Source organism: Oribacterium sinus, assembly GCF_963537195.1.
In the GTDB taxonomy this organism is placed as follows: domain Bacteria; phylum Bacillota; class Clostridia; order Lachnospirales; family Lachnospiraceae; genus Oribacterium; species Oribacterium sinus_A.
Map to the genome: position 1 here is coordinate 1 of NZ_CAUTEG010000032.1, position 23,092 is coordinate 23,092.

The window sequence follows — 23,092 nt, forward strand, 5'->3', positions numbered from 1 at the left end:
CAGCAAAGACAAATCGATGACCAACTGCAAAGCAAACTCTTTCGAGTTCCTCTGTCGGAAGCTCTCGGCATAAAAAAAGGAGTTAACGCTATTATTGGAAGCGGAGGAAAAAGCAGCCTACTAAAGTCTCTCTCCCTTGAGCTGTCTCAAAAAGGCTCCGTGCTTCTCACCACCTCCACCCATATCCTCCCCTTTTCTCATTGTGAAAATATCTGTTTCTCGGATGAAAATATTTCAAGCTCCAGTGAGAATATTTCAATTCTCAATGAAAATGCTTTAATCTCCGATGAGAATGTTTCAACTCTCAAAGAAAAAATTTTACTTCCCGGTGAAGATATTCACTCCGAAGAAGAGGCCTTGGAAAATTCAAAAGCTTTCCTTCAAAGAAAAGTTCTGTCCCTATGGAACAAGTCCCAAAACCCTATTCTCTGCCTGGGAACTCTGGGGAAAAATGGCAAGCTTTCTCCTTTTCCCCTGCCCTTCTCTACCTTAGAGCAAATGGCAGACTATGTCTTGGTGGAGGCAGACGGCTCTAAACGATTACCCGGAAAGGCCCATGGGCAAAATGAGCCGCAGATTCCAAAGGAGAGCCAAAGAACAGTATTGGTATTCGGAGCTTCCGCCCTTCATAAGCCTATCTCTGAAGTCATTCATCGAGTGGAAATTTTCCAAAACTTTTTCACTCCGTCCTTAACCCCCGACACTCTACTGACTAAGGAGCTTCTCTTGCAGGCTTTCCGTAAAGAAAACTTGGGGGACTGCCTTTTTGTGAATCAATTGGATTGTCTTACAAAAAAAGAAGCAGAAGAACTGCTTCTTTTCTTACAAAAGGGCTTAGGAAAAATGGTTTGTGGCGGCTCTTTAAAAGAAGGATCCGCTCATCCCGAACTGTTTATTTTATAAAGATACGTTTTTTGAAATACCAGTTTCGTTTAAAACCGCCTTTTTATAATTTTTATAATCGCATCCGAAGAAGCTGTTCCATCTTCAGAATAGCTTCTTCCGTATCCACATCCCAAAGTTCAAATTCTCTTTCCACCGGAATCTTATGAATTTCTTCCACCGGAATCATGCCGGACTTTAAAAGCACGCCTCCACCATGATCCCCGGTTAAATTCCGCAGATTTTCAAAATACTTCTTCGGAAAAATCACCGGATTTCCCCCTTCCGCCTGATAGCTCAAACGGTAAAGCTCCTCCGGATTCTCTGAGAAAGCATCCACAAGATTTCTTAAGCTTTCCTCAGAAAGCAAAGGCTGATCCCCTGTTAAAAACATGCAGGCATCCCAGGACTTGGCCTGTTCAGAAGAAAGAGCCACTCGAATGGTATCACTCTGCTCACTCTCTTCATGCATCAAAACGGAAAAATGCATTTCTTTGGCCAGCTGTTCCACCTCTTTAAAACGAGTCACTACCAAAGGCGTATCCAGAACAATCTTCCCGCCCTTTCCCCGTTTCTTTTTTTCCTGCACGGTAGCGTCACTGTCCTGAATTCGTTCAGAAAGAGACCCCACCGCCTGATAATTATAGAAAAAATGGGATAGGGTATGAAAGGTATAGGAAATCATGGGCTTTCCCGCTATTCTTTCCAATAATTTATTTTTTCCGAAGCGTCTGCTCCAGCCGGAGGCCATAACCACAAAGCCCAAATGTTTCATTATCTCTTCCTTCCCTATCCCTACACATAACTATCTTCTTTTTCCCAAAAAACTTTTGTCCTTTAAAAAAAGCTCTTATCCTTTAAAAAAGCTGTCTTCCCTGTACGAATTTAGCCTGCAAGCGGGCACTTTCTTCTCCGGTATACAAAAGCACCTCCAAACGTTCCTTTACCGTCTGTGCCCGAACACTTCTTCTTTTTTCATGGAAGACTAAAGCATCCGCTTCATACCCGGGCAGGAAAGATCCTACCTTTCCAAAGAAGCTTCCCCCGGAAAGCGTTGCCAAACAAAAGGCTTCCTCCAAGGTAAGAGGGGCAAGGCTTTGATCCATAAGACGGAAACGAAGCTTTGATACGGATATTGCATCGGTGATGGCTCTTAGCATGGAGAGATTTGCTCCTCCTGCCACATCCGTTCCCAAACCGACCTTCACATTTTCCTCTAAGAAGTGGCGAATAGGTGCCGCTCCGGAACAGAGGTTCGTATTGGACTGAGGACAATGACAAATCATCGTTCCCCTTGCCTTTAAGGCGGATAGCTCATCTCCCTCCGTATATACGCAATGCGCCATGATGCTGTTTTCCAAAAGACCGTAGCGGTCATAGGTGTCTCCGTAATGCTTGGCGTCGGGACAAAGTTCCTTTACCCAGGCAATCTCTCCCAGATTTTCCGACAAATGGGATTGCACCGGAAGCTTGTATTCCTTAGCCAGCTTTCCCAAGCCCTCCATCAAGGCATCCGAACAGGTCGGCGTAAATCTCGGTGTAAGAATAGGCTTGCAATTCCGCCAATCCTTCGGGATCTCCGAAAGCCATTCCTCGGTGTTTTTAAGGGATTCCTCCGCAGTATGCTCCGTTAAATACTCCGGAGAATTTCGATCCATATTGACCTTTCCCACATAGGACACCAAGCCGCTTTCTTCCAAAAGCTTCATAAGAAGCAAGGTGGCATCCTTGTGAAGGGTCCCGAAGATAACCGCTCTGGTAGTGGCGCTTTCCCGCAAGTCCTCCACAAAATCCTGATAGCCTCTTTCAGCATAGTCCAGGTTCTGATATTTGGCTTCCTCCGGAAAGGTGTTAACATTCAGCCAATCCAAAAGCTCCAAGTCCATCTTGGTCCCCCGGAAACCGTACTGAGGAGCATGTAAGTGGAGATCTACCATCCCCGGAAGAATCAAATCTCCGGAATAATCCTTGATTTCCACAGAAGACAGCTCCTTAGGGAGATTGTCATAAACCCCTCGGCATAAACCATCCTTTATGTGCAGATAGGCATTTTCCTTACAAATCAGGTTCTTTAAATTCTCACTGTAACAAATATCCCCTCGAAGCAAATACTCCATGGATTCCTCCTTAATCGAAGCTTACAGCATAATATACTTCAAAATAAAGATGAGCGACAGTACATACATCAGCGGTGTCAACTCCTTGGACTTTCCTGTGAAAAGATGAAGCACGGTGTAGCTAATGATACCGAAGGCAATTCCCTCGGAAATGGAATAGGTAAAGCCCATAGCACAGATACAGATAAATGCGGGAATAGCCTTTACCATATCCTCCCAGTCAATCTTCGTTACCTGCTGCATCATGAAAAATCCTACAACAATCAAAGCCGGTGCTGTAGCAAAGGATGGAATGGCAAGGAAAATCGGAGAAAGGAATAGGGACACCAGGAAGAGTCCTGCAGTCACCAATGACGTCAGGCCGGATCTTCCTCCCTCCGCAATACCGGATGCGGATTCTGCAAAGGTCGTAATGGTGGATGTTCCCAAAACGGCACCTGCTGTGGTTCCTAAGGCATCCGCCAAAAGAGCTCCCTTAATAGCAGGTAACTTTCCCTCTTCATCCAACATATTTGCCTTGGATGCGCAACCGATTAAGGTTCCCAAGGTATCAAAAACATCTACAAAAAGAAAAGCAAAAACAACTACCAGGAAATTCAAAGAAAACACATTGCTCAAATCCATCTTAAAGAAGGTGGGGGCAATAGAGCTGGGTACAGAAATCAGGGAGCTTGGAATCAAGCTGTAGAAGCCTGCCTCGGGATTCGGAACATAAAGTCCGGTCAACTGACAAAAAATACCTAAAACCCAGGTAACAATAATACCGATTAAGATGTGCCCTTTAATATTCTTTACTACCAAAAGAGAAGTTACCAGTACACCGATTAAGGCCAGAACCACGGTAATTCCCTCGGAAGCAAAGCTTCCCGCTTCGATAGACTTCTTAAAAGAAAAGAGGGTTACCAGAGTAGCCCCGTCCACAACAATGTGGGCGTTCTGAAAACCGATAAAGGTAATAAAAAAGCCAATTCCCACAGCTACAGCCACTTTCAAGCTCTTAGGAATCGCATTGAATATTGCCTCTCGTACATTGGTCAAGGAAAGAAGGATAAAAATAACACCTTCCACAAAAACTGCTGCCAAAGCCGTTTCCCAGTTATAGCCCATTCCCAATACCACCGTATAGGAAAAATAAGCATTCAGTCCCATACCTGCGGAAAGTACGAAGGGAAGGTTTGCCAGAATTGCCATAAAGAAGCTGGCCAGGGCTGAGGCTAGGGCTGTTGCTGTAAAAACAGATCCGGCATCCATTCCGGAAGCCCCAAGAATTCTGGGATTCACCGCCAAGATGTACGCCATGGTCATAAAGCTGGTAACTCCGGCAATGACCTCCGTCTTTACATCCGTGTTCTTTTCTTTCAGTTTGAAAAATTTCTCCATCTGTCGTCCCCCTATGAAAAAAATAGACTGTATATGAAAACGGGTAGTGACTTCACGACATGTTCCTACTCGTCCTCAAGCATGTTTTGCCTCCCTGGCCCTCTATTTTACTCCATTTGTTGCTTTTGCGATGTCTCCTTCTTTTTCAAATCCCCTTTGCTACACTTAACAGCTATACAGAAGATTGTACATCAAGTCTCGTAAAAGAACACCAAATTTTTTCGTTTCTACAATTTTTCTCAATAAATGCATTTTATATTAGATATTTTGTATAAGCACAAGGGAATAAAATAAATAGTTTTTTTATTGTTTCAGCAAATAACTTATGGTACAAAAAGAGAATTTATGCAATAATTAGTATAATACTCTTCAAATAGGCTAATTTATTAGTTATTTTTTATAGGGGGCATAAATATGAATAATCGATTACAAGCAATTCTCTCAAAAGTTTGTTTAAAGGAAAAGGAAGCCGATCTGGTTATGAAAAATGCCCGCATTCTGGATGTTTTTACCGGCAGTATTTATTCCGGTGATGTGGCTGTTTCCCAGGGCTATATTGCCGGAATCGGGGAATACCGGGGAAAGAAGGAAATCGATGCCAAGGGGCAATTTCTGGTTCCCGGTTTTATAGATGCCCATTTGCATCTCGAATCCACCATGGTGACTCCCCATGAATTAATCACTCTGGCATCTTTGAAGGGAACTACCTGCTTTATTGTGGATCCCCATGAAGCCTGTAATGTTTCCGGTAAAGAGGGCATCGATTACATTTTACAGCAAAGCGCGAAAAGTCCCGCCAATGTCTTTGTGATGCTTCCTTCCTGTGTACCCTCCACGGAGATTGACGACAACGGCGCTGTCTTTTCCGCAGAGGATATGAAGGAATATCTGGATAACCCCCGTATTTTAGGGCTGGGGGAGGTAATGGATGATTATAGTGTGATTCATCGGGAGAAGAAAATGATGGAAAAGCTCTCGCTGTTTTCCCGGCATGTTTTAGACGGTCATGCCCCCTTTCTTCCCAAAGAAGACTTGCAGGCCTATGCCTTAAACGGCATTCAAACGGATCACGAGGCGGTAGATTTTGACTATGCCCTGGAGCAGATTCGTGCAGGAATGCACATCCATATCCGGGAAGGCTCCGCCGCAAGAAATTTAGAGGCTTTGGTTAAGGGAATACTGGCTCACAAGATGGATACCAGAGCATTTTCCTTCTGTACCGATGATAAGCACATTGAAGATATCATAAGAGAGGGGCATATCTCCCACGCCGTTCGAAAGGCTATTGCACTGGGGCTTCCCACCTGCTCCGCCTATCAAATGGCCACCATTAATACCGCGGAATGTTACGGCCTATCTCATCTGGGGGCTATCGCTGTGGGCAGACAGGCGGATTTTCTTCTGATTTCCGATCTGGAAAAGGTCGAAATCACCGCTGTATATTATAAAGGAAAGAAAGTAGTGGAAGACGAGCATGTACGCATTCCCCGCTGTCCCTCAAAGCTGAAGAAAACCGTTCACCTCTCTCCTCTTAAAGAAAAGGCTTTTCGTTTACCCATTTCCAAGCAGGAAGTAAATGTCATTGCCATGGAAGAAGGGCAGATTACCACCAAACGTTTACAGGTGATGCTGAAACGCTGCGGCAATTTTACCGGAGAAGAATATCCGGAATATCAGAAAATCGCCGTTATAGAGCGACATAAGGGAAGCGGAAAAATCGGATTGGGCATCTGCCAGGGCTACGGCATCCATGGGGGAGCCATTGCCAGCTCCGTCAGTCATGATTCCCACAACCTGATTGTGATTGGAGACAATGACCGGGATATGTGCTTAGCCGTCAATGAACTCATCCGCCTGCAGGGTGGATTTGTGCTGGTGCAGGGAGGAAAGGTTTACGATTCTCTGGCCCTTCCTATTATGGGACTGATGTGTGATTGCGGTTTTATGGAAGCGAACGCGCATCTGGAAAACATGAAGCAAAAAGCCCATGAAATGGGAGTTCCCAGGGGAATGGATCCCTTTATCAGCCTGTCCTTCCTGGCGTTACCGGTGATACCGGAGATTCGCATTACGCCAAGAGGGCTTTGTCTGGTGCAGAACGGGAAGCCGAGGTTGATTCAGTAAGAAAGAGTACCATACTGCATAAAATTCCTGTTTGGCATCCGCCCGAGCTTCCCCCTCTTTAGATATAACTATTTTCTATATCTAGTTAAAAGAAATCTATTCTTTACAATACCGACTCTTTTCTTTAGGATAGAAATATTACAAAGGACGTTTTTTTCTATAGAAATAAGAACTGTTGAAAACTTTACATCTTAACCTGAAATGCTTTACTCGATTTTTATAGAAAGAAGGATTCTAAAAATATTTTCTGAAATGAGGGAGTTAGTATGGGAAAGAAAAAATGGCTGAGTCTTCAACAGACTGTATGGATTGCCTTAGGGCTTGCTTTGGGTTTGGTCTTCGGACTGATTATGCCTGAGTTTTTCTATACTCCTCTAAATGTAATTGCCACCATTTATATGTCATCCTTGAAAATGATGATTTTCCCTTTGGTGTTTTGTAGTCTTCTAACCGGCATTATGGGCATCGGCTCCATTGCCAAAACCGGAAAAATCGGCCTCTATTCTCTTTTGTGGTTTACGGCAACCACCCTTTTTGCCAGCGCACTGGGTCTTTTCCTTCCCGGACTTCTCCATCTTGGAGCAGGAGCTCAGATTGTCGCTACTGACGTAAAGGTGGACGCGGTAGAGTTTAAAAGCCTTCTGGGAACTTTGGAAAATATCATTCCCTCCAATCCTATTGCGGCATTTTCCGAGGGAAATATGCTTCAGGTGCTTTCCTTTTCCATCATTATGGGACTGGCCTGCCTCTCCCTAAAGGAAAAAGCGGAGCCTTTCGTGAAGCTATGCACCTCCATTCATGATATTTCCATTTTTATTGTTTCGAAAATCATGCTTTTTACCCCCATCGGCGTTTTTGCCTGTATGGCTACGGTAATGTACAGTAACGGCATTAAGACAGTTCTACAGCTGGGACAGGTTATGCTGGCCTTATACATCACTTTTGCCCTTTATGCCCTGATTGTATACGGCGGTATCGTACGCCTGGTCGGAAAAATCCCTGTGGGCAAATTCTTTAGCTCTATTGCGCCGGCCAGCTTAAATGCATTTTCCACCTGTTCTTCCAATGCCACGCTCCCCCTTTCTATTGAATGTGCGGTGGAGTCCTTGGATGTTCCGGAGGAGATAGCCTCCTTAACACTGCCTCTGGGAGCCACCATTAACATGGATGCGGTTAGTATTCTGATGTCCTTTATGATCAGTTTCTTTGCTGCCGCCTTAGGTATTCCGCTAACCCTGGACACCATGATTACGGTTTTGGCAGCCAATACTTTGCTTAGTATCGGAACTCCGGGCGTGCCGGGAGGGGCTATTGCCGCCTTTGCCGCCCTGGCTCCCATGGCAGGACTTCCCATTAACCAAATCCTGGGCGTTTATATTTCCGTAAATACTCTGGCAGATATGGGTGCCACCACCGTCAATGTAATCGGTGACATCGCCTGCGCCACTGCCATCAGTAAGCAGTTGGAGAAAAAGAACGGATAAAGAAGCCGCCTAAAAGTGAGTCTTTAAGAATAAGATGCATTAAGAATAAGATACTATAAAAAGCAAGTCTCCGAGTGTACAGTCTTTGCATAAAATCCGGAACTTGCTTTTTTTCTTATTTTCTTTATAATTTAGGAGTATTTTACGTTTTTAAAGAAAAGGAGTATTTATGGGAGAATCTTATTTTGACGGCGGTTTATTGCAGCTTATCGGATGGGCACTGTTAGGAAGCCTTATCACGGTATGTACCTTGGGAATTTGCTTTCCTTGGGCCCTTTGCATGATTTATAACTGGGAAATTTCCCATACCGTCATCAACGGGCATCGCCTTCGTTTTACCGGTAAAGCCACAGACCTCTTTCTTCAGTGGATTAAGTGGTTCCTGCTTTGCATTATCACCTTAGGAATTTACAGCTTTTGGCTCGGTATTGCCATCAGAAAATGGAAGGTAGCCCACACCGAATTTGCCGACTAAAATTTGTTAATCGAGATACATTCTAAGTTTTCTCTGCAAAGGAAGGCTTAAAGTCCAGCGTCCTTTTATCCTTCCTTTCTACACCACCCGGGAACTGCCGAAAGCAGTGTCCGGGTGTATTCTTTTTGGGGATTTTGAAAAATACTTTCACAGTCTCCCTCTTCTACGATTTTTCCTGCCTGCATTACCCCGATTCTATCACTGATATAACGAACCATGGCCAAATCATGGGCCGTAAAAATATAGCTAAGCCCCAGCTCCTTTTGTAAATCCTTTAACAGATTTACAATCTGAGCCTGTATGGACACATCCAAGGCGGAGATTGGTTCATCGCAAAGGATAATTTCCGGTTCTACAATCAGGGCTCTGGCAATGCCGATTCTTTGTCTTTGCCCTCCGGAAAAGGCATAGGGCATCTTTCTTCTATCCGCTTCGGCCAAAGATACTCTTTCCAAAGCCTTCTTTATCTTTGCCTCTTCTTCTGTACGGGAGAGTTTTAGGCGTCGTAAAGGCTCCCGTAGAATTTCCTCTACAGTCCAATGGGGATTTAAGGAAGAATAGGGGTCCTGAAAGATAATCTGCATCTTATCCTGCATTTCCCGTAAAGCCTTTGAATCCTTCCTTTTGATTTCCTGTCCATGAAAATAGACTTCCCCTGCCGTTCTCTCTTGTAATCCTAAAAGGCAACGACCAAGGGTACTTTTTCCACAGCCGGATTCCCCCACCAGGCCATAGCATTCTCCCTTATACAGATCCAAATCCACCCCCTGCACCGCATGGGTAGCTATCTTTTTTCTTCCCCAAAAGTCCCTTTGATAAAATACCTTTTCTATTCCTCTGGCGGAAAGAATCAGCTCCTTTTCTTTCATTTTTCTCCCTAATCTTCTTCCTATTCTTAACTACATTTTTAGATGGTTTTATATTTTCTCTCCTAAAGAAACTTTGTGACAGAAAACCCTGTGGCTTTCGGAAAGCCTTGCTTCCTCCGGTAAGGCATCCTGACAGGCATCTATCCTTTCCTTGCACCGTTCATAAAAAGGACAACGGGTAAATTCCTTTAAAATCGAGGGTGGATTTCCCTCAATGGCCACCAGTGCCTCTTCCTTATCCTTTTCCATACTGGGGATGGCCGCTAAAAGGGCTTTGGTATAAGGATGTTTGGGTTCCCGGAAAATCTCTTCCACCGTTCCCTCTTCCATCACCTTCCCTCCGTACAAAATCAGAATGCGTTTACAGCGTTCCTTCACCAAAGATAGGTCATGGCTAATCAGGATCAAGCTTGTATTTCTTGCTTTCACCCCTTCCAAAAGTAAATCTAAAATCTGAGCCTGCAGGGTCACATCGAGAGCCGTGGTAGGCTCATCCGCAATCAGCAGTGCGGGAGAACAGGATAAGGCCATGGCAATCAGGACTCTTTGCCGCATACCGCCGGAAAACTCATGGGGGTATTGCTTATATTTTTCCTCCGGATTGGGAATACCCACAGACGCTAACAGCGCTATGGCTCTTTCTTTAGAATCCTTTGTATTAAAGTCCTTTATCTTGAAATCCTGTATATTAGAATCCTTTGCATGAGAATCCTTTGCATGAGAATCTCTTCCATAAGGATCTCTTCCATAAGAATCTCCTCCATAAGAATCTCTTCCCTTCTTCCTTTGTCGTTCAAAAATCTCTCTCAACTGTTCTCCGATGGGAATCAAGGGATTCAGTGCCGTCATGGGATCTTGAAAAATCATAGCCATACGGCTCCCTCGAAGAGGCAGATATTCCTTTTCCGTCAGATTTCGTAAATCCAAATCTTGAAACGAAAGCTTCCGGGCAGAAGCTTTTGCTTTTTCCGGCAGTAATCCCATAATGGCCTTCATAGCCATGGATTTTCCGCTTCCGGACTCTCCGATAATTCCCAAAACCTCTCCTTCTTCCAGAGAAAAGCTGACGCCGGAAACCGGATAGACCTTCATTTTCCCATAGGGTATTTCCACCTGCAAATTCTCAATTTCCAAAAGCATCTTCTACTCCCTTTCTAAGAGAAGCGATTCCCTAAGAGCCTCTCCCCATTGATGGAAAGACAAAACCGTTATAATAATCAAAATTCCCGGAAGAATCGCCATGTGGGGCGCTTTTTGCAGAAATTTCTGGGCGTTCTGTAAAAGGCTTCCCCAGCTGGACATCGGAGCGGTAACCCCTCGTCCCAGAAAGCTTAATGCGCTCTCCACCATAATGGAGGAAGCTATAGCCGCAGTGGATGCCGTGATAATAGTGGGAAGAATTCCGGGGAAAATATGACTAAAAAGGATTCGTAAGGGAAAAATTCCCAAAAAACGGGCGTAGAGCACATATTCCCGCTCCTTCAGGCTTAAAACCTCTCCTCGAATGATTCTGGCTGTTTCCATCCAGCTTAATAGCCCGATGACCATAACAAGAGAAAGCAGACCTCTTCCAAAAACCATACCGAAAACCATCACCAAGATCATCCAGGGGATGGAGGAAAGAACGTCCACAAGGCGCATAAAGAAGAAGTCCACCACGCCTCCGAAATATCCGGAAAGAAGCCCAATCATGACGCCCAGGCCCATACTCATAGCCATTGACAGAAAACCGACCATAAGAGAAACTCTTCCCCCGTAGAGCACTCTGGCAAAATAGTCTCTTCCCACCTCATCCGTCCCGAAAAAATGTTGCAGGGAGGGCTTTGCCAGACTGTGAATCACATCCAGCCCCTCCGGATCTAAGGGAAGAAGGGGTAAGGCCAAAGCCAAAAGGCTGAAGCCTATTAAAAAAATACTAGCTAAAATTCTGTGGGGATGGCTTAAAATTCTATTGATAAACGCTTTACCTCTGCTTGCTTGCATTTTCTTATCCTTCCTTCTTCCAAAGTGAAATTCTCGGGTCAATCAAACAATACAAAATATCCGAGAGTAAATTCCCCAGAATCACCAAGGTACCGGATAAGAGCAAAATCGCCATAACAATAGGATAATCCAGTGCATCCACCGCTTTCACAAAATAAAGCCCTATCCCCGGCCAGGAAAAGACAGACTCCGTAATCACCGCCCCCGTCACCAGTAAGGGTAGAGACATGCCCAACTTACTGATCATAGGCAGACAGACATTTCTTGCCACATGATGAAAAAGGATCTCCCTCTTACTTGCGCCAAAAGCTCTTTGCACCAGAACATAGTCCTGCCTTAATTCCGACAATGCGGAAGAACGAACATAACGCATTAAATCCGGAAAAAAAGCAAGCACCAATACACAATAAGGAAGAAAAAGATGATGAAGAAAGTCCGGAATATCCCTTTCCTTCCCAATGGTATGCATCCCCAGCAAGGGAAAAAGCTTCCAATGATAGCCAAAAAAATAAATCAGCACCAAGGCAATCCAGAAGCTGGGCACTGCAAGACCTATGGTGGAAAAGCTGTCCAAAAGCTTATCCTGCCATTTTCCCTTTTGGCTGGCACTGTAAAGCCCCACCGCCATAGCCAAAAAATAAGCAGTAAGGTAGGAGGGAAGCACCAAAAGGATGGTGTTGGGAATCCGTATCCGTAAATCATCCTTAATCCGGGTATGACTAAGGAGAGAGTTCCCGAACTCTCCCCTTAGAATGTTTTTTAACCATCGAAAATACTGCACAGGCATGGGATCATTTAAGCCGTATTCCTCTCTTTTTTCCTCCCTTTGCGCCTCTGTCATCTTAGAGTTGGAAATGGAGTCAACCGCATCATAGGGAACCAAATTCATCAGTCCAAAGGACAAAAGGGTAATCAATAGGAGCAGAGGAATACTTTGTAAAATTCTTCTCCCGATATAGAATGCCATTTTTCAGCCTCTTTTCTAATTAAGATCTTATTTAAACTTTAGCTTGGATAAATCTCCAAAGGTGTAGATAGGCACAAGCTGGGCTTCTTCCGGATCCACATCCTTCTTGGTAACCAGTGTTCTTAAATTGGTTCCCAGAGGATAGTAAATCGCCTCTTCCGTTACCAAACGCTGTACCTTGTTATAAATTTCTTTACGCTTCTCCAAATCCAAAGTACTGTTTCCTTCTCTGAACAGCTTGTCGATTTCCGCATTGTGGTAGTTCATGTTATTGTCCTTCTCTGTGGAGAAAAGGATGGAGAAGGTATCCGGGTCGGAGCCCATTACATAGCCTCCCAGGAAAATGTCATAGTCTTTGTTCTCCAAGTCCTTGGTAGCTTTGTAGTAAGCCGCATCCGCAAGACTTGCCAATTCCACATCCACACCAACAGCCTTACATTCTGCCTGAATCGCCAAAGCTTCTCTTTCCAAAATAGGCGTATTGGCAGGGTAGAGTAAGGTCAGTTTCTTTGGTCCGTTCTTTACCTCTTCCTTGGCCTTCTCCAAATCCTGATCCCACTTCTCCACATCCTCGGTATAGAACTGGTTATCATAAGGCAGGAAGGAATAGCCTAAATGATAGTAATCCGGATCTCCATAAGCCGCCTTCATAATTTCCTCTCTGTTTAAGGCATGGAAAATGCCGGAACGGAAGGTCTTGTCCTGCATATTGTCGGAGGCGGTATTCAAACGAATATAGGGCACACGACCTTCACTATAGTTGTAAAGGGTAAAAGCATCATTTGCCAAATAGGGCTCAATCATATCCGGAGACAATACCATGGCCTCCGCCTCACCGTTTTGCATAGCCAGTGTAGCGGTATCTCCCTTGTCAATCACCCGATAAATCAAGGTATCAATATAAGGCTTTCCCTTGGCATAGTTGGGGTTGGCCTTAAACTTCAAATATTCTCCGGTCTTATACTCTTCCAAAACATAAGGGCCTGCACCTACCACCTTATCTTCTAATAAGGAAACATCCGTATTCTCCTTACCTTCAAAGATATGCTTAGGGATAATGCTCACCTCGTCGGAAAGCATCTCCATGGCACTTGCGGAAACAGAGGGCAGATGGAAAAGAACGGTTAAATCATCCTGTTTCTCCACTTTTATAGGCTGGTCCCCAATATAAAGATTCTTTGACAGGCTGTTGATGGTGTCATAGGTAAAAACAATGTCATCGGCTGTTAATGCCTCCCCATCACTCCACTTTAAATCCGGCTTCAGCTTCATCGTCAAAGTAAGCCCGTCTTCAGAAGCCGTCATGCTTTCCGCCAGAATATAATCCACAGTTCCATCTCCATAGATATGATAAGCCGGAGCATAGGCTGCATGACAGGTCATCAGGGTATAGCGATCATCTGCTGTTAAAGGGTTCAGGGTATTTCCCGGGTCACCGTCAATGATATAGGTGAAGCTGTCCTTCTGTCCGGAAGTATTTGCCTCTGCCTTATTCTCCCCATCGGAAGAAGCGTTCTGCTCCTGCGCTTTTTCTGTAGATGCTCCCGTTCCCTTGTCTTCCGCCTTGCTTCCACCGCAAGCCGCCAGACTTACCGATAAAAGCAGTAGAGGAAGCAACTTTGCCAAGTTCTTTTTCACTTTTCTCCTCCTTCTGTACTGTTTCTCTTTCTTCTTTCCAAGATTTTCTTTGCCATTAGGAAAAATGTCGGTTTTTAGAAATCAAAGCAGTATTTTATAATAATATTTTTTGTTTCACCTTCTTTATTATTATACTTTTTCACCAATTTTATCAATAGTATAAATTGCTTTTTTGTTAGATATTTATAATTCTGATAAATCTAAAGACTTATTGATATTCTCAATAGTATGAAAATGAATCCTTCTTATTCACAAGGATAAAGCCATATGTTTTTACCGGCTATCCTAAGTTCCTCCACCCTTGTCCTTAAAAGAAACTCTCCTGTACCTTCCCCAGCACACCTATGCAAAATAAAAAAAGATGTAAAAAACCATGGTAGCTTTAGCTTCCTGCAACAATCCGAATTTCCTAATAGGAAACTCCCGGTGCTGCATTTCAGGTTCTTTACATCTTTCATTTCATTTGTCTTTAAAGCAATTTGACTTTATAGCAATTTGGCTTTCTAGTAATTTGATTTTAAAGCAATTTGACTTTATAGCAATTTGGCTTTCTAGCAAATTTACTTTTAATCCTGTTCTTTTATGCGGTAGGAACAATAATCTCTACACGTCTGTTCTGCTGTCTTCCCTCTGCGGTATCATTGGTAGCAACAGGACGGCTTTCTCCGTAACCGTGGGTGGTGATTTCCGCAGTCACGCCCTGAGAAGCCAAATAGCTCTTTACGGAATTTGCACGGTTCTCGGAAAGCACCTGATTGTGTTCATCCGTATCCATGGAGTCGGTATGTCCGTCAATCTGGAAGGAGGTAATACCCGCTTCCTTTAACACCGTTGCCAAATCATTTAAAATCTTCTCCGCATCCGGACGGATATCATACTTATCCACATCGAAAAGCACGCCAGAATCCAGAGTAATCAAAAGGCTGTTGGCCTCCAGGCTAGGTACTGCGGGAACCATGGAAAGCTTTGGCAGCTTTGTAGGCTTCTCCAAAGGCTTGGCATCTACGGTCTTTTCGTCATTACCAAGAGTAATCACTGCCTTTCCCTGTCCATCATTTTTAATGCTTAAACCGGTTTCACTGTTATAGTAGCTTCCGCTTCCATCCGGCTTTACATCAATGTCAATAGAGCCCTGGGTATAGCTGGTGGAATCATCGCTGCAGGATTTTCCTATGCTTTATCTTCGACGAAGCACGGTCCGTTCCGCATATTTTCCGAAGAAATGATAGCCGGAGCCTCCCTCACTGATGATGTCCAAAAGCTCATCCGCCTTCGTCACCTGAATTCCCCCAAGCATCGTAACGCCTTTAGAAAAGAGGCAATCCGGAAGCATGCTTGCGGTAGGACCCACCACCAAAATTTCCGCATCCTTTTTCGCCATAGACAAAAGTCCAGGCAGGGTATCATTCAAAATCGTCACCCCGGTAATTACTAATAAGTCCGCCTCCGGCACGCATTCTCCCGCCCTTTCCGGAGGAAGATAATAGGGCATTTCCCGCTCCTTTAAGGTTCTGCTGTCCTTTTCCAAGATATGAAAATCCGCATTTTCCTGCATTAACTTTCGGATTATAGGCACCAACGCCCCCACCACTACGGATTTCTGATACTTCTTTACATCAATTTCATCAAAGGCATCCACACCAAGTAAAAGCTCGTATTCCGGATGCTCTGTCTTATCCCACACCAGAGTACTGAGCGCATTTAAGGCAGCGATTCCCAAAGTTCTTCTTAAGATATTCTCCGAGAAAATATCCTCGAGATAGGCTCTAACCCCTCTCCCTTTCAGCTTTCCGGAAAATGGCATAGCCTTCGCAGAGCTTGGGCAGCACACGGCCTCCGGAATCTCCTTCACCGGCGTAAAGCATAAACCTCCCTGACCTGTGGAAAGCTTCACCCCGGAGAAAAAGAGACCGAACACGGCTCGCTCCACGGTGATACTGTCCAAATCCACCGCTTGCTCGATTTCCCTAATACATTCCTGTAGGAAAATGTTTGTTCCTTCTATTTTCTTTACTTCCTTCATAGTAACGCTCCTTATAATCCCCTAAGAACACTCCATCTCTCGATAACAAAAAAAGAGAGCCTTCACAGGCTCCCCCTATAGTTTTTCAAAAATTACTTGGAAGACTCTTCTGTGCTCTTGGACTCTTCTGCTGCTGCAGTAGTCTCTTTAGCATCCTTCTTGTCATCCTTCTTGTCATCCTTCTTGTCGTCAGCCTTTACAGACTCCTTAGCTGCCTCAGTCTCCATCTTGCTCTCAGCTGCTGCAGTGGTCTCTGCCTTCTTACCGGAACATGCTACCATTGTAAGAGCTGCTGTCATTGCTGCAAGTACTAATAATCCTCTAACCATCTTTCTCATAATAGTCTCCTCTCTTCTGCCTATGCAGAAAAAAACATTTTTTCTTTTTTTGCTTTCAGAACCGAATAACGTATCTCTGAAAGATGGAAGTAGAATACTCCTCTGCTTTTTAAAAAACAAGATTTTTTTATCCATTTTAAAAACTTATTAAGAAAATGTTCCAAAAATCTTCTCTGCTGTTTGTAGAAAAATACAAAATTTCGATTCTATCCTTTTAGAAACATACACATCATCATTTTATATTCCAATATTGGAATATATTTATATTTATTATTATTTTGTTCCCATTTCGGAATAAAAATTGCTTTGTTCTGTATTTTGCGCTAATATTGGAATATTATATTATGGAGGTGATTACATTGGTTAAAAGAAAAGAATACTTGCATCGTCTGATTCAATGGAAGGATGAACAGCTCATCAAAGTTGTCACCGGTATCCGCCGTTGCGGAAAATCCACAATGCTTATGCAGTACCAAGAATGGTTAAAAGCTAATAATATTTCCGATGAACAAATTATTTCCATTAATTTTGAAGATTTGGAATATGAAGAGCTGCAGGACTATCAAAAGCTCTATGACTATCTTAAACATCGTTTATGTAAAGGGAAGATGACTTACATCTTTTTAGATGAAATTCAGAAGGTCCCATCCTTTGAAAAAGTCGTAGATAGTCTATATATAAAAGCTGATGTGGACATCTACATTACCGGTTCCAATGCTTATATGCTTTCCGGAGATCTGACTACACTATTAACCGGTCGATATGTCGAAATCAAAATGCTTCCTCTATCCTTCAAAGAATTTCTTGAAATTTGCAAAATGGATCAAGAGCGAGGTCTGACAGAATATATGCGGGTTGGGGGACTTCCCTATATAGCCACAATGGATTGCACGCAAGAAAAACTCGAAACTTATCTGGAGGGTATCTACAATACAGTAATTGTAAAAGATATCGAAGATCGGCAAGCGAGGAAAGAAAAGAGTCCGGAGAAAAGGAAAATCTCAGATATTTTTCTACTAAAAACCATCGCAAAATATCTGTCCGGTGTTATCGGAAATCCGATATCTGTCCGGAGCATTACTGATTATCTGAGTTCAAATGGAAGAAAAATCTCTCCTAACACCGTGAGTGATTATGTTGAGGCTCTTACAGAGTCCTTTATTTTCTATTCTGCAGAACGTTTCGATATCGTTGGAAAACAGCTCCTGAAAGCTAATCGTAAGCTATATATTGTAGATTTAGGTTTGCGAAACTTTATCTTGCCTCGCAGCCAATACGATCTTGGATTTTCGCTGGAAAATATCGTCTATTTTGAGCTCCTGCGTCGAGGGTACCGTGTGATGATTGGAAAGCTGGGTAATACTGAGGTTGATTTCGTTGCAGAAAAACAGGGAGCCTATACCTACTTCCAGGTCACCGCAGATATGACCGCAAAAGAAACCTTTGACCGAGAACTGAAACCACTGACCAATATCCGTGATAACTACAAAAAAATTATTTTAACCGGTGACCGATTAACTATTGGAAATTACAACGGTATTCAGATCAAAAATCTATCTGATTGGCTCTTAGATAAAGAGTAGGGTTGGAATCGGGATTGGAACTGTACGAGCGATGAGTAAGATGCCCTTTGGCATCTTACCGCGAGTAGCCCACAGTTCTACGGGATAAGAAAAGACTCCCCAAAAAACTTGGAGAGTCCCACATACTGCATATGTCTTTTCTTATCTCTTGGTGAATTGTACGAGCGACCAGCAAGATGCCCTTTGGCATCTTACCGCGAGTAGTTGCGAGCCTTGGGCGAGCAACTCGCAAGTTTACGGGATAAGAAAAGACTCCCCAAAAACTTGGGGAGTCCCACATACTGAATATGTCTTTTCTTATCTCTTGGAGAACTGTGGAGCACGACGAGCTGCCTTCAATCCGTACTTCTTTCTCTCCTTCATACGAGAGTCTCTGGTTAAGAAACCGGACTTCTTTAAGACAGGACGGAAATCGCTATCCATCTCGCAAAGTGCTCTTGCGATACCATGACGAATTGCACCGGCCTGACCTGTGGTTCCGCCACCCTTAACGTTTACAAGAACATCCAACTTTCCTTCGTTCTGTGTTGCCACAAGTGGCTGACGAACGATGGTCTTCAATGTCTCTAATCCGAAATACTCGTCGATAGAACGCTTATTTACGGTTACCTTTCCTGTTCCTGGCATGATATATACTCTTGCTACAGAGCTTTTTCTTCTGCCTGTGCCGTAATTTCTGTTTGTAGCCATTTTTTATCCTCCCTTAGATTGATAGTGCAACTGGCTGCTGAGCCTGGTGCTTGTGATCCGGACCAGCATACACGAAAAGCTTCTTGTACATCTGTCTACCTAAAGGACCCTTGGGAAGCATTCCCTTAACGGCAAGTTCAATAACCTGCTCCGGCTTGTTTGCTCTCATATCTCTCAAAGAAGTTTCCTTCATGGAACCAACATAACGAGAGTGAGTACGATACAGCTTCTGCTCCAGCTTCTTACCGGTAACGGTAATCTTCTCTGCGTTTACTACGATTACATAGTCACCACAGTCTAAGAACGGAGTAAATGTGGGCTTTCTCTTTCCACGAAGTACTGCTGCGATCTCTGATGCAAGACGTCCGAGTGTCTTCCCCTCTGCATCTACTACGAACCACTTTCTCTCAATAGTAGAAGCCTTTGCTACGTATGAATTCATAACAACCTCCTATGTGTAGGCTACTTACTCTGGTCCAGTCAAGGGACTGATTTCAGTATTTAATGTAGCCCGGGCATTTGCCCTGCTTCTGTTCCGCTGTAATAACAGCCTTATCACTTTATAGAATTTCCCTTGTATTGTCAAGGCTTTTCTGCATTTTTCCGAGGATTTTCCAAGGATTCCCTAACGATGCGCATCCCTGCTTTTCTTTACGACAATTTTAGAAATATCCTCCGGAAAAAGAATTTTTCTTTAAAATTTGCAAAAAAGCATTCCCAAGTTCTTTTTCACCATGGTATCATAACACAAATTTTTCTTTCTGAGGAAAAAAGAAAAATTAGCGCCAGGGCTTCGGGAACCCCAAAGCCGACGAGGTAAACAGTCATCGAAAGATTCGGCGGATGCTGTTTCGGAGTAGTGCATCGTTAGGGAAAGAAAAAAAGCGAAATCAAAATCGTAACAAAAGCTTTCTCCGCACCGAAAACAATCAAATAGGAGGAATTTACAATGTGCGGTATTGTTGGTTTTGTTGGGCAGGGGAATACAAAGGATATTCTTCTGGCCGGTCTTTCCCGTCTGGAATACAGAGGCTATGATTCTGCGGGAATCGCTTTGTACTCTCAGCCTTTCACAGTGGTAAAGGCTGTAGGAAAATTAGAAGAATTGAAAAAGAAGGTTGCGGCTGACAAAGAATGTCAGCTTCCCTACTCCATGGGAATCGGCCACACCCGTTGGGCCACACACGGTAAGGCCAGTGAAAAAAATGCTCACCCCCACCTGTCCATGCATAAGGAAGTGGTGTTGGTGCATAACGGGATTATTGAAAACTTTGCGGAGCTTAAGAATTTTTTACAGGAACAGGGTTATAGCTTCTACTCCGACACGGATACGGAGGTAGCGGTAAACCTGATTGAATATTATTACCGGAAGGATAAGGACATTTTAAAAGCTCTCTTCTCCGTACAAAAGGAGCTGAAGGGCTCTTATGCCTTTGCCATCATGTTCCAGGAGGATGAAAAGACTCTTTATGCCATGCGTAAGGACAGTCCTTTGATTGTGGGTAAGGGAGAAAATGCCTTTTATCTTGCTTCCGATGTTTCCGCCTTTTTGGACTATACCAAGGAAATCTACCCTGTGGAAAATCGGGAAATTCTAAGCCTTTCCGAAAAGGAAATCCATATTTACAATAAAAATGCCGAAGAAGTACAGCGTTCTTCCGCTATCGCAGAGCTGGATCAGAGCCAGATTCATAAGGGAGAGTATCTTCATTTTATGGAAAAGGAAATCTTTGAGCAGCCTAAGGTTGTGAAGGATACCCTGCTCTATGCCTGCAAGCAGGAAAATGAAGAGACTGCGGGAAATGCGGTAAATTCGGGAAATGTGGGAAATGCGGTAAATTCAGAAAATCCGGAATTTTCCTATGAAGCCTTCTCCATGACGGAAAAGGATTTTCAGGAGATTTCCAGAGTCCGGGTAATTGCCTGCGGTTCTGCCTACCACGCGGGATGGGTTTTAAAATCCGTCTGCGAAAGCTTGGCCAGAGTTCCGGTGCAGGTGGAGCTGGCCAGCGAATTCCGCTATAACCACCCTATTTTGGAAAAGGGCGAACTGGTAATCAGCATCAGTCAGTCCGGAGAAACTGCGGATACCTTGGCTGCCGTAAAGGAAGCCAAGAAATTAGGAGCGAAAACCCTTTCCATCGTAAATGTGAAAGGCTCAGCCATTGCCAGAGAATCCGACTTTGTCTTTTACACCCAGGCAGGACCGGAAATTGCGGTAGCCACCACCAAGGCCTACAGCTGTCAGCTTGCCGCAGGCTACATTTTCTCCCTGCTTCTGGCTAAGGCAAAGGGAAAAATCAGCAAGGAAGAGACTAGGAGCTTAACAGAAGAGCTTTTCCTTCTTCCGGGAAAAATTCAGCAATGTCTTTCCTTCGATCAGGAAATCCTTCCTATGGCAAAGGAACTTAAGGATGCGGACAACATTTTCTTCCTGGGAAGAGGCTTAGACTGGGCCATCTCCATGGAGGGCGCTTTGAAGCTGAAGGAAATCAGCTATATCCACTGTGAAAGCTATAGCAGCGGAGAATTAAAGCACGGCACCATCAGCTTAATCGAAAAGGGCAGCCCGGTTATCGGTCTTCTTTCTCAAGAAGAGCTTGCGGGAAAAAGCATTTCCAATATCCATGAGGTACGAAGCCGTGGCGCAAAATGCTTTGCCATTCGGATGGAAGATATCGCTATCGAAGAAGAGGACTTTGCCGGAAGTCTTAGTGTACCTAAGACCCATCCCCTCTTTGCCGGAAGCCTTTTGGTGCTCCCCCTACAATTCCTCTCCTACCAGGTTAGCCTGTTAAAGGGCTTCGATCCGGATAAGCCCAGAAACTTGGCGAAGTCCGTGACAGTGGAATAAAAAAAGGAACTGTAATAAAATCAGAGTTTAGTGAAAGTTTTGGCAGTATAGGTCTGAAATGGGGGGTAATCTGAGCCCCTCAGTACTTACTGAAAGCGAGCAAAGCGATGCTAGAAGTTAGTACTGCTAGGTGGCGAAGTTAGCGAGAGCGTGCCCCGATTTTAGACCTATACTGCCAAAACTAATTTACTCTTTCGATTACAGTTCCTTTTTTATTCCCTTAAATTACGACGCCAAATTCCGGCTTATCCTATCGAAGCACTCTTGCGCCAGCTCCCTTCATCAGCGCCTCCACCTCTTCTTTTCTGGCCATGGTGGTGTCTCCCGGTGTGGTCATGGCTAAAGCACCGTGGCAAACCGCATATTGGATAGCCAGGGCAGGATCTCCCTTTTCCATTAATCCGTACAGAAGGCCTGAGGCAAAGGAATCTCCCCCTCCTACACGGTCAAAGATTTCCAGCTTGGGGAAGGACATTCCCTCATACACCTGGCCCTCTGCATAGCAAATGCCGGACCAGTCATTTACCGTAGCACTGTGTACGGTTCGAAGGCTGGTAGCCACCACCTTGAAGTTGGGATAAAGCTTTACCAGTTCTTCCTGCATTTTCCCATAGGCCTTAGGATCCAAATGCTTTAAGTCTTTCTGTCCCTCTACATGAAGACCAAGACAGGCGGTGAAGTCCTCTTCATTTCCCATCATAATATCCACGAAATTAGCCGCTTCCCGGTTCACTTCCTGTGCCTTCTCTACGCCCCCGATGGCATCCCACATGGAGGGGCGATAATTTAAGTCGTAGGAAATCACCGTGCCGTGCTTCTTTGCCGCTTCCATCACTGCCAGCATGGTTTCTCCGGACTGCTCGGAAAGAGCCGCATAAATGCCTCCGGTATGCAGCAGACGAACCCCCAGCTCCCCGAAAATTCTATCCAAATCAATATCTTCCTTCTTCAGCTTGGAAATGGCGGTATTTGCCCGGTCGGAACAGCCCTTGGCACCTCTTACTCCGAAGCCCCGCTCCGTAAAGTTTAGACCGTTTCGGCAGGTTCTTCCGATGCCATCCGTCTTCGCCCAATGGATAAAGGATGTATCCACGCCTCCCTGTAGAATAAAGTCTTCTACAAGGTATCCGATTTCATTTGCCGCAAATGCTGTAATTACCGCAGTTTTCAAAGAGAAACAGCGTCGAAGTCCCCGCACCACGTTGTACTCTCCGCCACCTTCCCAAACCTTGAATTGTCTGGCGGTACGAATCCGGCCCTCTCCCGGATCCAAGCGAAGCATGATTTCTCCTAAGGAAATGGCGTCGTAAGCGCAGTCTTTTTTCTCTCGAAATGATAAAGCCATAAGGGTTCCTCCTCTATCTTCTGTCCAAATGCCTCTTCCTACTCTAACATAAAAATGCAATGGCTCACAGGAGGCTTTTTCACTATACTTTTCCTTATGGTTTTAGACATTTTTCCTATTGTCTTAGACACTGTTCCTATTGTCTTAGAGACTGTTCCTATTATCTTATACTTTTTTCTGTTGTGGCAGACTCTATTTTATCTTATCCGAGCGCTTCATTTACAGCACAAAAAAACCGGAGCCCCTACCGGCCCCGGTTTTCCTTGTTTTTTGAAAGTATTTCCCAGCTTTCTTAGAAAGTCTTATCTCAGAAGAGAAAGAACTCCCTGTGGCTGCTGGT

20 protein-coding genes are annotated in these 23,092 nt (G+C 44.3%); 6 read left to right on the forward strand and 14 right to left on the reverse strand.

What is annotated here, in order from left to right; genetic code table 11:
• On the forward strand, positions 1–903 hold a 903-nt coding region (gene yqeC, locus RYL27_RS05370), incomplete at its 5' end, for a selenium cofactor biosynthesis protein YqeC (RefSeq protein ID WP_314965775.1).
• A 52-nt stretch (positions 904–955) separates the two neighbouring features.
• Here the strand turns inward: yqeC and RYL27_RS05375 are convergent.
• The 3 genes from RYL27_RS05375 to RYL27_RS05385 all read right to left on the reverse strand — a co-directional run bounded on the left by RYL27_RS05375 (position 956) and on the right by RYL27_RS05385 (position 4,379).
• A complete protein-coding gene (locus RYL27_RS05375; protein WP_314667850.1) occupies positions 956–1,657 on the reverse strand; it encodes a nucleotidyltransferase family protein in 702 nt (233 codons plus the stop codon).
• Positions 1,658–1,739: 82 nt separating this feature from the next.
• Positions 1,740–2,999, reverse strand: coding sequence for an amidohydrolase family protein (locus RYL27_RS05380; RefSeq protein WP_314965777.1), 1,260 nt, complete (start codon positions 2,997–2,999; stop codon positions 1,740–1,742).
• 21 nt (positions 3,000–3,020) lie between these two features.
• Positions 3,021–4,379, reverse strand: coding sequence for an NCS2 family permease (locus tag RYL27_RS05385; RefSeq protein WP_314965779.1), 1,359 nt, complete (start codon positions 4,377–4,379; stop codon positions 3,021–3,023).
• A gap of 414 nt (positions 4,380–4,793) precedes the next feature.
• Between RYL27_RS05385 and ade the strand changes: the two genes are divergently transcribed.
• The 3 genes from ade (at position 4,794) to RYL27_RS05400 (ending at position 8,462) form a co-directional block, all read left to right on the forward strand.
• Positions 4,794–6,503 (forward strand): adenine deaminase, encoded by a 1,710-nt coding sequence (gene ade / locus RYL27_RS05390; protein ID WP_314965781.1) that lies wholly within the window; start codon positions 4,794–4,796, stop codon positions 6,501–6,503.
• A 266-nt stretch (positions 6,504–6,769) separates the two neighbouring features.
• Positions 6,770–7,987: a dicarboxylate/amino acid:cation symporter gene (locus RYL27_RS05395; RefSeq protein WP_314346446.1), complete on the forward strand. Its 1,218-nt coding sequence runs from the start codon at positions 6,770–6,772 to the stop codon at positions 7,985–7,987.
• 169 nt (positions 7,988–8,156) lie between these two features.
• Positions 8,157–8,462, forward strand: coding sequence for a DUF898 family protein (locus RYL27_RS05400; RefSeq protein ID WP_314346445.1), 306 nt, complete (start codon positions 8,157–8,159; stop codon positions 8,460–8,462).
• A 65-nt stretch (positions 8,463–8,527) separates the two neighbouring features.
• Here RYL27_RS05400 and RYL27_RS05405 read toward each other — a convergent pair whose 3' ends face one another.
• The 8 genes from RYL27_RS05405 to RYL27_RS05440 all read right to left on the reverse strand — a co-directional run bounded on the left by RYL27_RS05405 (position 8,528) and on the right by RYL27_RS05440 (position 16,280).
• Positions 8,528–9,331 carry an ATP-binding cassette domain-containing protein gene (locus RYL27_RS05405; protein WP_314346444.1) on the reverse strand — a complete coding sequence of 268 codons (804 nt, stop codon included), beginning with the start codon at positions 9,329–9,331 and terminating at the stop codon, positions 8,528–8,530.
• A gap of 48 nt (positions 9,332–9,379) precedes the next feature.
• Positions 9,380–10,471 carry an ABC transporter ATP-binding protein gene (locus tag RYL27_RS05410; protein WP_314965784.1) on the reverse strand — a complete coding sequence of 364 codons (1,092 nt, stop codon included), beginning with the start codon at positions 10,469–10,471 and terminating at the stop codon, positions 9,380–9,382.
• 3 nt (positions 10,472–10,474) lie between these two features.
• Complete coding sequence (locus tag RYL27_RS05415) at positions 10,475–11,314, reverse strand: ABC transporter permease (protein ID WP_314965786.1); 840 nt, start codon at positions 11,312–11,314, stop codon at positions 10,475–10,477.
• A 4-nt stretch (positions 11,315–11,318) separates the two neighbouring features.
• Positions 11,319–12,281, reverse strand: a complete 963-nt coding sequence (locus tag RYL27_RS05420; protein ID WP_007156827.1) for an ABC transporter permease — start codon at positions 12,279–12,281, stop codon at positions 11,319–11,321.
• A 27-nt stretch (positions 12,282–12,308) separates the two neighbouring features.
• On the reverse strand, positions 12,309–13,919 hold the full coding sequence (locus tag RYL27_RS05425) for an ABC transporter substrate-binding protein (protein WP_314965790.1): 1,611 nt from the start codon (positions 13,917–13,919) through the stop codon (positions 12,309–12,311).
• A 580-nt stretch (positions 13,920–14,499) separates the two neighbouring features.
• Positions 14,500–14,955, reverse strand: a complete 456-nt coding sequence (locus RYL27_RS05430) for an OmpA family protein (RefSeq protein ID WP_314346309.1) — start codon at positions 14,953–14,955, stop codon at positions 14,500–14,502.
• Between the two features lie 141 nt (positions 14,956–15,096).
• A complete protein-coding gene (locus tag RYL27_RS05435) occupies positions 15,097–15,942 on the reverse strand; it encodes a DUF364 domain-containing protein (protein WP_314965792.1) in 846 nt (281 codons plus the stop codon).
• A 92-nt stretch (positions 15,943–16,034) separates the two neighbouring features.
• Positions 16,035–16,280 carry a hypothetical protein gene (locus tag RYL27_RS05440; protein ID WP_314965794.1) on the reverse strand — a complete coding sequence of 82 codons (246 nt, stop codon included), beginning with the start codon at positions 16,278–16,280 and terminating at the stop codon, positions 16,035–16,037.
• A 344-nt stretch (positions 16,281–16,624) separates the two neighbouring features.
• On the opposite strand from RYL27_RS05440, the gene RYL27_RS05445 reads away from it, so the two are divergent.
• Positions 16,625–17,863: an ATP-binding protein gene (locus RYL27_RS05445; protein ID WP_314346304.1), complete on the forward strand. Its 1,239-nt coding sequence runs from the start codon at positions 16,625–16,627 to the stop codon at positions 17,861–17,863.
• A gap of 297 nt (positions 17,864–18,160) precedes the next feature.
• Here the strand turns inward: RYL27_RS05445 and rpsI are convergent, their stop codons facing one another.
• Positions 18,161–18,553: a 30S ribosomal protein S9 gene (rpsI, locus tag RYL27_RS05450; protein WP_314965796.1), complete on the reverse strand. Its 393-nt coding sequence runs from the start codon at positions 18,551–18,553 to the stop codon at positions 18,161–18,163.
• 13 nt (positions 18,554–18,566) lie between these two features.
• A complete protein-coding gene (gene rplM / locus RYL27_RS05455; protein WP_007156835.1) occupies positions 18,567–18,995 on the reverse strand; it encodes a 50S ribosomal protein L13 in 429 nt (142 codons plus the stop codon).
• Positions 18,996–19,502: 507 nt separating this feature from the next.
• Between rplM and glmS the strand changes: the two genes are divergently transcribed.
• Complete coding sequence (gene glmS / locus RYL27_RS05460; protein WP_314965798.1) at positions 19,503–21,407, forward strand: glutamine--fructose-6-phosphate transaminase (isomerizing); 1,905 nt, start codon at positions 19,503–19,505, stop codon at positions 21,405–21,407.
• Positions 21,408–21,657: 250 nt separating this feature from the next.
• On the opposite strand, the gene RYL27_RS05465 is transcribed toward glmS, so the two are convergent.
• Positions 21,658–22,752, reverse strand: a complete 1,095-nt coding sequence (locus tag RYL27_RS05465; RefSeq protein WP_314965800.1) for a sugar kinase — start codon at positions 22,750–22,752, stop codon at positions 21,658–21,660.
• Positions 22,753–23,092 lie beyond the last annotated feature (340 nt).

Coding starts and splice junctions, on each gene's coding strand:
- RYL27_RS05435 (WP_314965792.1), bottom strand. CDS start 15,942: ATGAAGGAAGTAAAGAAAATAGAAGGAACAAACATTTTCCTACAGGAA.
- RYL27_RS05375 (WP_314667850.1), bottom strand. CDS start 1,657: ATGAAACATTTGGGCTTTGTGGTTATGGCCTCCGGCTGGAGCAGACGC.
- RYL27_RS05415 (WP_314965786.1), bottom strand. CDS start 11,314: ATGCAAGCAAGCAGAGGTAAAGCGTTTATCAATAGAATTTTAAGCCAT.
- RYL27_RS05385 (WP_314965779.1), bottom strand. CDS start 4,379: ATGGAGAAATTTTTCAAACTGAAAGAAAAGAACACGGATGTAAAGACG.
- RYL27_RS05420 (WP_007156827.1), bottom strand. CDS start 12,281: ATGGCATTCTATATCGGGAGAAGAATTTTACAAAGTATTCCTCTGCTC.
- ade (WP_314965781.1), top strand. CDS start 4,794: ATGAATAATCGATTACAAGCAATTCTCTCAAAAGTTTGTTTAAAGGAA.
- RYL27_RS05395 (WP_314346446.1), top strand. CDS start 6,770: ATGGGAAAGAAAAAATGGCTGAGTCTTCAACAGACTGTATGGATTGCC.
- rplM (WP_007156835.1), bottom strand. CDS start 18,995: ATGAATTCATACGTAGCAAAGGCTTCTACTATTGAGAGAAAGTGGTTC.
- RYL27_RS05465 (WP_314965800.1), bottom strand. CDS start 22,752: ATGGCTTTATCATTTCGAGAGAAAAAAGACTGCGCTTACGACGCCATT.
- RYL27_RS05440 (WP_314965794.1), bottom strand. CDS start 16,280: ATGAGAAAGATGGTTAGAGGATTATTAGTACTTGCAGCAATGACAGCA.
- RYL27_RS05400 (WP_314346445.1), top strand. CDS start 8,157: ATGGGAGAATCTTATTTTGACGGCGGTTTATTGCAGCTTATCGGATGG.
- rpsI (WP_314965796.1), bottom strand. CDS start 18,553: ATGGCTACAAACAGAAATTACGGCACAGGCAGAAGAAAAAGCTCTGTA.
- glmS (WP_314965798.1), top strand. CDS start 19,503: ATGTGCGGTATTGTTGGTTTTGTTGGGCAGGGGAATACAAAGGATATT.
- RYL27_RS05445 (WP_314346304.1), top strand. CDS start 16,625: ATGGAGGTGATTACATTGGTTAAAAGAAAAGAATACTTGCATCGTCTG.
- RYL27_RS05410 (WP_314965784.1), bottom strand. CDS start 10,471: ATGCTTTTGGAAATTGAGAATTTGCAGGTGGAAATACCCTATGGGAAA.
- RYL27_RS05405 (WP_314346444.1), bottom strand. CDS start 9,331: ATGAAAGAAAAGGAGCTGATTCTTTCCGCCAGAGGAATAGAAAAGGTA.
- RYL27_RS05380 (WP_314965777.1), bottom strand. CDS start 2,999: ATGGAGTATTTGCTTCGAGGGGATATTTGTTACAGTGAGAATTTAAAG.